Here is a 10,564-nt window from a genome sequence, read left to right as displayed (position 1 = left end):
CCCGTACCCATCCCGAACACGGAAGTTAAGCTCACCCACGTGTGGTGGAGTACTGGCGTGGGCGACCCGCTGGAAAACACGACTCGCTGTCTCTCTATTCATTGCGGCATTCCCAACCCGTTCGAGCGGTAGCGTTCGCGACCGCTCACATACGTAATCCAGAGCGATCAGTTTCGATACGCCGCGAGGATCCAGTATCCTTCCGCGACCCATATTTTTATGCCCGATCAGTTGTTGTAACCGACATAATGACGCTCGGCGTCGACGGCCCGGAACGACTCGCCTTCGGCGCCAAGCGAGCGATGCGCGAACTCCGCGAGCACGCGGCGGGCCGGAACGTGCTCGCGGTTCTCACCGATTCGACCGCCGACGAGTGGCATCGCCGGTGGCAGCGATCCGACGACCGCGCTGAACAGACCGGTATCGTCGACTGCTTCGAGTTCTCCCGCGGGGCAGCGGCCACCCAGACGACGGTGGTCAACGACGACCTCGCCGTTTCGACCCTCGAACGACCGATAGAGCCGGACCAACTCCGTCCGCTCCTCGAACGATATCTTGGCGGCTGGGAGTCGGGCCAGAACGGCACCGTCGTCTACATCGACTCACTGGGTGAACTGCTCGCGGACGCGGACCGAGAAGCCATCGAGGAACTTCTCAGGTGGCTCCGGGGCCGCACCGCCACTGAGGAGTCAGGGCTCGTCGCGACGGCCGACGCGGACTGTCCACCGCGCGCGACCGCTGCGTTCGGGAGCATCCTCGAGGAGACTGCCGGCCAGCCTACGTACGACACCGACGCCCCCACCGCCGTCCGCCGGCTCAGAATGGCCGATCCGACAACGTTCGGCTACTTCCGGAGTTACTGGCGTGACGCGCTCGCGGCGCTCGAACGGGCCGACCGGTCGTTCGTCCAGGCAGGCCAACTCGATGCTGGCACCGACATCTCCTCGCGGATGCTCGGCGCGACGCTGTCAGCGTTCGCCAGACTCGATGCACTGTCGTTGCGTGCGGACACCAACGGCCCGAACCGGTACGACCTGCGCAGCTACGACCCCGACCGCGCCGCGGAACTCGGACTCGCTGTCGACGCGCTTCCCGAGTAGCTACGCCGGCACGGCGAGGTCGCTCGTTACCACAGTCCCGTCCGGCTGGAGCGTCACTGTCCCGAGCATCGCCGTCTCGCCCGGATCAGTGGTCGTCGCGACGGCCTGCAACGTTTCTTCCTGGTCGAGCTGATCCCAGAGCCGTTCTTCGACCAGCCGCTGGAACGACTCCGGATCGGTCCATCCCGAGTCGATGTCGGAGGGGACCTGCACGACCACGCGCAGTTCCGTCTTGGTCACGCGGATGCCGACGCCGAACGTATCGCCGGCTTCGTCGTCGCTCATACCGACCGTCGGGTCCGCGTCGGCAAATCCCCTCCGGCTCGCCATGTGTGATGTTGTCAGCCGCTGCGCCCCCCGATGGGCGTGCTTTTGTCCGGCAACCACATCGGCCGTTGCAATGAGCTACCGGATCGGACTCGTCGGCAAGCCCTCGGTGGGCAAGTCGACGCTGTTCAACGCGGCGACGATGAACGACGTGCCCGAGGGGGCCTACCCGTTCACGACAATCGACCCGAGCATGGGTGAGGCGTACGTGCGCGTGGACTGTGCGGCCCCGGAGTTCGACGAGACCTGCACCCCCAGCGTCGGCTACTGCGACGACGGTACCCGGTTCGTCCCGGTCAAACTCGTCGACGTTGCCGGCCTCATCCCCGGCGCCCACGAGGGCAAGGGGCTGGGCAACCAGTTCCTCGCGGACCTCAACGAGACCGACGTACTGGTTCACGTCGTCGACTTCTCGGGCGAGACCGACATCGAGGGCGAGGCCACCGAAGGCCACGACCCGCGCGAAGACATCGCGTTCCTCGAAAACGAGATCGACATGTGGTATCTCGACGTGCTGAACAAGGGGATCGAGCGCCACCTCACGGGCTACCACGGCGGCGAGGGCGACGTGGAGGAGGCACTCGGCGAGCAGATGGACGCCTTCGGCATCATCGCCGAGGAGATCAAGCAGATCATCCTCGGGCAGGGGATCGGCTTCGATCCCGAGGAGTGGGACGACGAGCAGCGCGAGGAACTGGCTCGCGAGATCCGCAAGCGCACCAAACCCATCGTCATCGCGGCCAACAAGATGGACATGCCCGCGGCCCAGGAGAACTGGGCCGAGATCACCGAGGAGGAACAGTACGACCACCTCGACTTCGTGCCCGTGAGCGCCCACGCCGAGAAGTCCCTGAAGAAGGCGAGCGAGGGGGGCGTCGTCGACTACACGGCCGGCGACGCCGACTTCGACATCGTCGGCGACATCAGCGCTGAACAGGAGGCGGGCCTCGAACAGATCCGGGCGTTCACGACCGAGTACGACGGCGCCGGCGTGCAGAAGGCCCTCGAGACGGCCCTGTTCGACACGCTTGGCTGCATGGGCGTGTTCCCGGGCAGCGCCAACGGGTCGAAGGACGAGAAGGGCGTCTTCCGTGACTGCTTCATTCTCCCCGAGAGTGGCACCGTCGAAGACTTCGCCTACACCATCCACTCCGACGTCGGCGACGGCCTACTCCACGGCATCGACTGCCGCTCGGGCCGGCAGGTCGGCTCCGACCACGGTCTCGCCCACCGCGACGTGATCGAGATCGTCACCACCGGCTGATCGCTGGCTACTTTTCGCCGCCGGCCCTTCGTCGGCCCGTGCAAGTCGAGTCTAAACTGTTCGGCCCGTTCCGCGACGACGCCGGCGCCGAGGATGTCGGCGGCGAGTACGACCCGGGGACGACAGTAGGCGAACTGCTCCGGGAGCTGGAAGCCGACTACCCGTCCCTCGAGGGACGGATCGTCGACCCGGACAGCGACGGCACTGTGGGTTCGACAGTGGTCTCGGTCAACGAGAAGAACATCACTCACCTCGACGGTCTCGCGACAGAACTCGAAGCGAGCGACGTGGTCCGAATCGTCCCCTCGGTGTACGGCGGGTAGTCGAGGGGGCGAGTAGCGACTGCTTAGTCGTCACACCGTCGCGGCTGGCTGTCGCCGCTTAGTCGTCCCACCGTCGCGGCTGGCTGTCGCCGTTGCCGGACTACGTCCGGGAGGTAGCCGAGAATCACGGATTCTCGGCAACGTCGCAGGACGGCGCTGCCTTCCTGCTGGCAGACGAGCATCGCTCGTCAGCGTCACCAGAACGCTTCGCGTTCTGGTTGGCGAACGAGGGATTCGCCCTCGTTAACGCTCAGTCGTCGGCCGGCGCCGGGGCGACCGAATCGACCGACGCGTCCGGGACAGTGCCGTCCTCGTTCCAGCCGCGCGCTTCGTAGTACTCCTGGACGGCGTCGGCGAGATCCGGGATGTCGTAGGGGAGGTCGTCGTCCTCGACGTCCTTGCCGCGCTTGTTGTTGAAGTGGCGCTCGCGCTCGATGGTTCTGGCGCCGAGAGCCTGCAGGTCCTCGTAGTCGGCGTCGAGCAGCTGTTCGAGGCGCTCGTCGGTGAGGTAGTCGCCGCCGAACGCACAGACGACCCCGGAGTCCCGGACGACGTTGTGGTTCTCGAGGCCGACGAGCGTCTCGGCCTTGCCGAGCGTCCCCTCCGGATCGACCTCGCCCGAGTACTCCAGGCCGAGCATCCCGCCGTACATGTGGTCGGCGCCGCGGTTAGCGACGGCGTAGGAGAGCCCCTGTCCGTGGAGCGTGCGGCCGTCGTGGGCGGCGAACTCCATCCCCTTCACGGTGTAGTTGTTGACCCCCAACTCCTCGTGGGCGCGGGCAGTCCCCTCCGCGAGCACGTCGCCGATCCCTTCGCGGTGGGCGATCTTCTCTAAGGTCTCGTGAGCGAGATCGGCGTTCCCGAACGCGTCTTCGCTCTTGAGATAGGCCGCGACGGTGACGCCCGCGGAGATGGTGTCCATGCCGAGTTCGTCACAGAGTTCGTTCGAGATCATCACGTCAACGATGTCGTCGACGCCCTGGCAGGTGCCAAAGGAGTACACCGTCTCGAACTCCGGCCCCTCGGTTTCGACGCCGCGCTCCTCGTCTTTCGTGGGAAGCTTGCAGGCGTAGGCACACTGCGAGCAGGCGCCTTTCTTGTACTTCTTCTCCTCGACGGCGTTGCCGCCGATGTTCGCGATGCTCTCGAACTCGTAGTCGTCGAAGTAGCGCGTCGGGATCGAGAAGTTGTCGTTGATGAACTCGGTGTTGCCCGTGGTCCCCTGTCGCCGCATCAGGTCGTCACTGGTCGCGGCCTCGCGGTGGACGTCCATCGCCGGCGGGTCCGGGATCTCGATCTCGGGGCTGGAGTCGCCCTCGAACGTGACGCACTTGACGTTCTTCGACCCGAGGACGGCGCCGATGCCGCCGCGGCCGAACGCCCGGGAGTCGAACGTCATCACCGAAGCAAAGCGCACGAGGTTCTCGCCGGCGGGGCCGATGGTGATGCAGTTCTCCGGCCCGAGGTCGTGGTGGGTGTCCATGTATCCCGAGACCCGGCTGGTTTCGGCGCCCTCCAGTTCGGGCACTTCCTCGAACTCGACTTCCGGGCCGTTGGGGCCGTCGGTGACGTGGATCGCGAGCAGCTCGTCGCTCTGGCCGGTGAGTTCGAGCACCGAGAGGCCGGCGCCCGTGAAGTTCCGCGAGAGGTAGCCGCCGGCGTTCGTCGAGACGAGGCCGTCAGTCAGCGGCGAGAGGCCGGTCATGTTCATCCGGCCGGTGAAGGACATCCGGCTCATCTGCATCGGCCCGGTCGAGAGGTACGCACGGTTCTCCGGGCCGAACGGGTCGGCGTCGTACGGGATGCGATCATGGGCGAGTGCGGTCGCGGTCGCACGGCCGCCGATGGTGTTTTCGAGCACGTCGTCGATGTCGACGGCGGTGGCGCTTCGGTCGCCGACATCGATGGTGAGCATCGGGCCCTCTGCGTGAAGCATACTCCATTGGTTCGGTTTCACACGACTTATGCCTATCTCTCAACGAGCGAATCCCAGTCCGGCGGAGCCATCTCGCGCGCGTGCGTGAGCGTTCGAAACCACTAAGGTCGGAGCGTGGCGAGTACCTGTATCAAGGCCGCCGATGATACCTGATGCCATAGCCGCATCCGTGCTCCAAAGCGGGCTCATTCCCCGCGGAACTCGGGTGCAAGTGTTCAGCGAGATCTACTGGGTGTTCCTGGGGCTCGGAACCCTGGTAGGAGCCGTCGTTATCGGCTACATGTTGAAAAATGCGTACAAGTACAGCGACCGGGGCGGCGCCGACGAGAAGGAGCGCCCCAAACTCGGCGAGATGCCGACCGGCGGGGGGAAAGGCAAGAAGCTGTTCCTCTCGCTTAGCCTCAGCGCGATCATCGTCATCTCGCTGATCGCCTGGACCTACGGCACGCTGTTGTTCGTCGAGGGCCAGACCGGTGATCAGGGCGTCGACGTCGAGGTCGAGGGCTACCAGTTCGGCTGGAACTTCCACTACCTCAACGATGACGGCGAGTACTCGGGGGTGAACACGACTGGAACGCTCCGTGTCCCCGTGGACACGCAGGTGAACTTACAGATAACATCGGACGACGTGTTCCACAACTTCGGGATCCCGGCGCTCTCGGTGAAGGGCGACGCGATCCCCGGTGAGACCACCGAAACGTGGTTCAAAGCCACCGAGGCCAAGAACTACACGGCTCACTGTTACGAGCTCTGTGGGCAGGGTCACTCCTACATGGAGGCGGGGGTAATCGTCATGGAGGAGGAAGCCTACAACGACTGGTACGCGGAGCAGCGCGCGTCCGCGGAGAACGACTCCGCCGGGAACATCGCTGCAGCGGGGGTGTAACGCATGACTGACGAAACACAACCACGAACTGACGGCGGCACGGCCACGGCACTGCCGGGTGACAGCCACGACGACGGGAGCCACCTCCCGCCGCGCTGGTCGATCAAGCGCTGGCTGATCACGACCAACCACAAGGACGTCGGCATCCTCTATATCGTGACGGCGATGTTCTTCCTCGTCTTCGGGGGCATGCTGGCGCTGCTGATCCGCGCCCAGATGTGGGCGCCGCGCGCGCCGGGTGAAGGGATCCTCTCGGCGATGGCGTACAACCAGGCCGTCTCGCTGCACGGGCTGATCATGGTGTTCTGGTTCCTCTCGCCGATCGCGACCGGGTTCGGGAACTACATCGTCCCGCTCCAGATCGGGGCCGAGGACCTCGCGTTCCCGCGGTTGAACGCGCTCTCCTACTGGCTCTACTTGGCCTCGGGGCTGATGGTGTTTGCCTCGTTCTTCCAGGGATCGACGTTCGCGGGTGGATGGACGCTGTACGCGCCGCTGAACATCCCGGCGTTCATGCCGAGCATCGGGGCGACGACGACGGTGTTCGCCATCGTCACGTTCTGTGCCTCGGTCACCGTCGGTGGGGTGAACTTCATCACCACGATCCACCGCATGCGTGCGCCGGGGCTCACGATGCGCAGCCTCCCGCTGTTCACGTGGTCGTGGCTGCTCACTGTCTGGATGATGCTGCTCGCGTTCGCGGCGCTGCTGGCCGCGTGTATGATCCTGCTGTCGGACCGCCTGCTGGGAACGACCTACTTCGCGATGACCACGGACGGGGGGTCGGTGCTGTGGACCCACCTGTTCTGGTTCTTCGGCCACCCGGAGGTGTACATCGTGTTCTTCCCCGCGTTGGGCGCGATGGCGGAGATCTTCCAGACGTTCTCGGGGAACCGGATCGTCGGCCGGAAGTGGTTCATCGTCTCGATGGTGCTGGTGGCGCTCCAGTCCTTTATCGTCTGGATGCACCACATGTTCCTCACCTCGATCAACCTCGAGGTGAAGACGCTGTTCATGGCGACCACTATCGGGATCTCGCTGCCCTTTGACCTGATGGTGTTCGCGCTGATCTACACCCTGATCAAGGGGCGGATCCGCTGGGACACGCCGATGCTCTACGCGTTCGGCGCGCTGGTGCTGTTCATCGTCGGCGGGATCACCGGCGTGTTCCTCGGTGCGGTCGTGCTGGACTACGAGTTCCGCGGCACCTACTGGGTCGTCGCGCACTTCCACTACGTGATGGTGAGCGGGGCGACGGCGCTGATCGGCGCCCTGTTCTACTGGTTCCCGAAGATAACCGGGAAGACGTACAACGAGTTCCTCGGGAAGGTGAGCTTCGCGGTGTTCTTTACCGGGTTCAACCTGCTCTACTTCCCGATGTTCCTCGCGTGGGGGACGCCCCGGCGCGTGTTCGCCTACCGGCCGGAGTATCTGGTCTGGCACCGGATCGCGTCGGTGGGCGCGGTGATCCTCGGGATCTCGTTCCTGCTGATCATCTACAACCTCACCAAGAGCCTCATCAGCGGCGACGACGCCGCGGCGAACCCGTGGCCCTACTCGACGACCGCCGAGTGGGCGGTCTCCTCGCCGCCGCCGCTGGAGAACTTCCCCGGGACCCCCAGCTACGCGAGCGGCGCACTGGAGTTCCTGGGTAGCGACGACGACGGTTCCGGCGCCGCAGCCGCCACCGACGGCGGCCACGCAACGGAGCACGAGGAGGTTCACGTCGACCATGCGAGCGTCTGGCCGTTCGTGACCGGCGTGTTCTCCTTCGTCACCGTCATCGGTCTCTCCGGCCTGCAGGTCGGGAGCTACCCCGCGGGCCTCGAGGGTCTGTTCTACCAGGCGACCTCGGTCGTCGGCGTCGTCGGCTTGATCAGCGCCATCTCGGCGATGGGCTACGAGAACTTCACGGCCCACGAGGGCGGCTTCGGCGAGACGTGGCCCTTTGGCGGCGTCGAGAACACGAAGATGGGCATGTGGGTGTTCCTGGCCTCCGACGTGGTACTGTTCGGGGCGTTCATCGGCGCATCCATCTTCCTCCGTGTGGCCTACGGCTGGACCAACTGGCACCCAGTGCCGCACAACCCGATCCCGGGGTTGGTCAACACCTACCTGCTGTTGAGCAGTTCGTTCTCGGTGATCCTCGCGCTGGTCGCCGCGAAGAAACACAGCCGGAAGGGGATCGTCGCGAGCCTCGTGATCACGTTCGTGCTCGGTCTCGGCTTCCTCGTGAACAAGGGGATCGAGTGGCTCGAACTGTTCCACGAGGGCGTCTGGCTGGACTCGGGTGTGCGTGCGTCCACCTACTTCCTCACCACGGGCCTGCACATGGGCCACGTGATCGCGGGGCTGCTGATCACGGCCTACCTCATCTGGCGGGCCTGGAACGGCGCGTACTCGGAGGGCAGCGGCGAGACGCTCGAGTACTTCGGCCTGTACTGGCACTTCGTGGACATCGTGTGGCTGTTCCTGTTCCCGCTGTTCTACATCGTCTAGACCAATGGCACGAACAAAACTTTACACCGGAATCTACGTGGCACTGTTCGTCATCGCGACGATGCAGGTCGGCATCGAGCAGATCGGCCTGCTCGAGGAGAGCTATGTGCTCGCGCTCGCGCTCATCACCGCGTTCTCGGTGATCAAGGCGGTGATCGTCGCGGGATACTTCCAGCATCTGGTCTGGGAGCCCCGCTCGCTGACCTACGTCATGATGCTGGGCTTCGTCGGCTTCCTGGCACTGACGGTCGCGGCGTCGTACTCGATCCAGTAAGGCGCCGTCGCAGTGCGGATTCTTTCGGCACGCTTCGTCGGTCAGCGACGGCTATCGCGATACCCTTCTCACACACGACGCCGCATCGACGACTGCCGTAGCGGCGTCGACGCACGCACGGTAGCCGTTTCGGCGTCGACGGTGCCCAGCGCGGGCGTCGTTGAGACATGTCTCGGCGAGACAGTCGACCGGAGAACGGAACCGGAGGGGTCGGGGACTATCCCGACCAGACGAACGAGTAGCTGTAGACGAACAGGAACATGATGAACGAAAGCGCGCCCAGCACCTTCAGGTGGAACACGAACAGGTCGTCGCTCTCCTGGTCTTCGGCGTCGGCGTAGCGTTCGGCCTCCTCCTCGGTCATCGTCTCGCCGTGGGCCTCCCCGACGTGGAGCGTGCGGAGGTGGTCGGTGGCGAACGGGCGGCCACAGTACGGGCAGCGCTCGGCGTCGCCGTCGATGTCGAACGCCGCGTCGGTGGTGGTGTCGGTCATGATCAGATGAAGGGTGCGTCGATGGTCGGCTGTGCGAGCAGCCAGAGCCCCGTGATGGTGTACAGCACCATCACGAACACGTAGGGGTACTGGCTCCGGATCGGCTGTAGCTTCCCGGTGAACAGGTCGAACGCCCGGGAGTGTGAGACCCAGACGGCGAGCAGGTGCCCCGCGAGCACCGAAATCGGCCCGACCCAGGTTATCCACCCCGGAAGCCCGAGCACGGGCGGCGTGATCGGCGGGGAGAGCGGCGCCGCAGCGGTGACGGCCGCTGCCGGAAGCTGTTGGAGCAGGTACGGCAGGTAGTGCCCGAAGTGATAGCCCGCCGCAATGGGCACCAGCGCGGGCGCGAACGCGGCGGCGACGTGCGGCGCCGCGCGGTAGGTCGGGCCGCTCGTCCGGACGCGCTTGGAGGCGCCCCAGAACACGCCGAAGAAGAGTGCGTAGCCCACGAGCATCGCCGCGAAGTAGGCCAACTCACCCGGGAGTCCCAGCCGCACAATCGGCGCCGCAATCGCCTGCCACGTCGGCGTGGCGACGAAGCCGTCGAACGTCGTCACCCACAGCAGCGCGATGACGAACCCGACCTCGCTCTCGCGGGTGGTTCTGCCGGCCTCGACCTCCGTGAGCGCGGCGCCCGGGATCACTAGTTCCAGCCCGTCGTCGGTGCGCTGGATCGGCGCCACGCGGCCGTAGAGGTCGAACACGCCCGCGACGGGGTCGAACTGCCGGCGCCACGTCTCGTGGCCCAGCAGCGCGCCGCCGGCGACCGTCGCGACGGCGTAGACGGCGACGACTGCCGTGAGCTGTCGGGGGTCGGAGGCGACTTCTGTGACCACTTCGAGCCAGACCAGCAGCAGGAGTCCGGCCACGGCGGGCCAGCGCCCCACCCAGTCGGGGACGTCGACGCCCGACCGGTCCGGCAGGAGTGCCGCGAGTCGGCCGAACGGGTCGAGCGCGGGCCAGCCGTTGCCCACGAGGTAGGTGCTTGCGGTGAAGCCGGCCCACCAGACGACCCAGACGAACAGCACCGCGAAGTTCCGGCCGGCCTGTGGTGGGCCGGCAACGCCGACGACGAGCACGGCGACGAGGCCGAGCAGGCCGAGTGCGCCGCCGATCCGCCCGCCCCAGCGCCGGACCGCCTCGCCGTTCGGCACGGGGACGCGGCGCTCGTGGTAGTCGCTGATGAGCTCTCGGTCGGTGACGAAGCTCGTGAGCAGGAAGGAGACGGCGATGACGCCGCCGCCGGTCATCAGGAACAGCCACGTCGGCGTGTCGACGTTGCCCGACGAGATACCGGGGCCGCCGTGGGCCCGGGCCGGCGCCGTGAGAACGACGAGCGCAGCGAGGGTCAGCAGGCCGCGGCGGCCGGTGCTGGGGCCGTACCGTCCGGCCAGCCGCCCCGCGTACTCGCGCAGCCGTGCGACCGCTGTCGCTCCCTGTCGATGGACGCTCACGTGAC

The 10,564-nt window shown here is 66.0% G+C and carries 10 protein-coding genes and 1 rRNA gene; 7 read left to right on the top strand and 4 right to left on the bottom strand.

What is annotated here, in order from left to right; all coding sequences use genetic code 11:
* Nucleotides 1–95: ribosomal RNA gene (rrf, locus tag J2753_RS11000) — 5S ribosomal RNA — on the top strand; the annotation flags it as partial.
* A gap of 153 nt (nt 96–248) precedes the next feature.
* On the top strand, nt 249–1,100 hold the full coding sequence (locus tag J2753_RS10995; protein ID WP_209492098.1) for a DUF7504 family protein: 852 nt from the start codon (nt 249–251) through the stop codon (nt 1,098–1,100).
* On the opposite strand, the gene J2753_RS10990 is transcribed toward J2753_RS10995, so the two are convergent.
* Entirely contained in the window at nt 1,101–1,385 is a 285-nt protein-coding gene (locus J2753_RS10990) for a hypothetical protein (RefSeq protein ID WP_209492097.1), read from the bottom strand.
* 115 nt (nt 1,386–1,500) lie between these two features.
* Here J2753_RS10990 and J2753_RS10985 point away from each other — a divergent pair, with 115 nt between their 5' ends.
* A complete protein-coding gene (locus J2753_RS10985; protein ID WP_209492096.1) occupies nt 1,501–2,691 on the top strand; it encodes a redox-regulated ATPase YchF in 1,191 nt (396 codons plus the stop codon).
* 38 nt (nt 2,692–2,729) lie between these two features.
* Nucleotides 2,730–3,014 carry a ubiquitin-like small modifier protein 1 gene (locus tag J2753_RS10980; protein ID WP_209492095.1) on the top strand — a complete coding sequence of 95 codons (285 nt, stop codon included), beginning with the start codon at nt 2,730–2,732 and terminating at the stop codon, nt 3,012–3,014.
* Between the two features lie 250 nt (nt 3,015–3,264).
* Here J2753_RS10980 and J2753_RS10975 read toward each other — a convergent pair whose 3' ends face one another.
* Nucleotides 3,265–4,950 carry an aldehyde ferredoxin oxidoreductase C-terminal domain-containing protein gene (locus tag J2753_RS10975; RefSeq protein ID WP_209492094.1) on the bottom strand — a complete coding sequence of 562 codons (1,686 nt, stop codon included), beginning with the start codon at nt 4,948–4,950 and terminating at the stop codon, nt 3,265–3,267.
* 205 nt (nt 4,951–5,155) lie between these two features.
* On the opposite strand from J2753_RS10975, the gene coxB reads away from it, so the two are divergent.
* The 3 genes from coxB to J2753_RS10960 are packed head-to-tail and all read left to right on the top strand — an operon-like array spanning nt 5,156 to nt 8,609.
* Complete coding sequence (coxB, locus tag J2753_RS10970) at nt 5,156–5,836, top strand: cytochrome c oxidase subunit II (RefSeq protein ID WP_379810277.1); 681 nt, start codon at nt 5,156–5,158, stop codon at nt 5,834–5,836.
* Between the two features lie 3 nt (nt 5,837–5,839).
* The gene (locus tag J2753_RS10965; protein ID WP_209492092.1) at nt 5,840–8,335 is read left to right on the top strand and encodes a cbb3-type cytochrome c oxidase subunit I; all 2,496 of its coding nucleotides are present in this window, start codon (nt 5,840–5,842) and stop codon (nt 8,333–8,335) included.
* A 4-nt stretch (nt 8,336–8,339) separates the two neighbouring features.
* The gene (locus J2753_RS10960) at nt 8,340–8,609 is read left to right on the top strand and encodes a cytochrome C oxidase subunit IV family protein (RefSeq protein WP_209492091.1); all 270 of its coding nucleotides are present in this window, start codon (nt 8,340–8,342) and stop codon (nt 8,607–8,609) included.
* Between the two features lie 217 nt (nt 8,610–8,826).
* Here J2753_RS10960 and J2753_RS10955 read toward each other — a convergent pair whose 3' ends face one another.
* Both J2753_RS10955 and J2753_RS10950 read right to left on the bottom strand, forming a co-directional pair.
* Nucleotides 8,827–9,102, bottom strand: a complete 276-nt coding sequence (locus J2753_RS10955) for a DUF7410 domain-containing protein (protein ID WP_209492090.1) — start codon at nt 9,100–9,102, stop codon at nt 8,827–8,829.
* 2 nt (nt 9,103–9,104) lie between these two features.
* Complete coding sequence (locus J2753_RS10950) at nt 9,105–10,559, bottom strand: hypothetical protein (RefSeq protein ID WP_209492089.1); 1,455 nt, start codon at nt 10,557–10,559, stop codon at nt 9,105–9,107.
* Nucleotides 10,560–10,564: the final 5 nt, after the last annotated feature.

Origin of the sequence: Halolamina salifodinae (genome assembly GCF_017874235.1) — an archaeon.
In the GTDB taxonomy this organism is placed as follows: Archaea; Halobacteriota; Halobacteria; order Halobacteriales; family Haloferacaceae; genus Halolamina; species Halolamina salifodinae.
Note: the sequence above shows the minus strand (reverse complement) of the source record. Positions and strands in the feature narration are given on the sequence as shown.

Bases quoted from the DNA above. Each gene is read 5' to 3' on its own strand.
- J2753_RS10990 (WP_209492097.1), bottom strand. From the start codon at position 1,385: ATGAGCGACGACGAAGCCGGCGATACGTTCGGCGTCGGCATCCGCGTG.
- J2753_RS10955 (WP_209492090.1), bottom strand. From the start codon at position 9,102: ATGACCGACACCACCACCGACGCGGCGTTCGACATCGACGGCGACGCC.
- J2753_RS10985 (WP_209492096.1), top strand. From the start codon at position 1,501: ATGAGCTACCGGATCGGACTCGTCGGCAAGCCCTCGGTGGGCAAGTCG.
- J2753_RS10960 (WP_209492091.1), top strand. From the start codon at position 8,340: ATGGCACGAACAAAACTTTACACCGGAATCTACGTGGCACTGTTCGTC.
- J2753_RS10995 (WP_209492098.1), top strand. From the start codon at position 249: ATGACGCTCGGCGTCGACGGCCCGGAACGACTCGCCTTCGGCGCCAAG.
- J2753_RS10975 (WP_209492094.1), bottom strand. From the start codon at position 4,950: ATGCTTCACGCAGAGGGCCCGATGCTCACCATCGATGTCGGCGACCGA.
- J2753_RS10965 (WP_209492092.1), top strand. From the start codon at position 5,840: ATGACTGACGAAACACAACCACGAACTGACGGCGGCACGGCCACGGCA.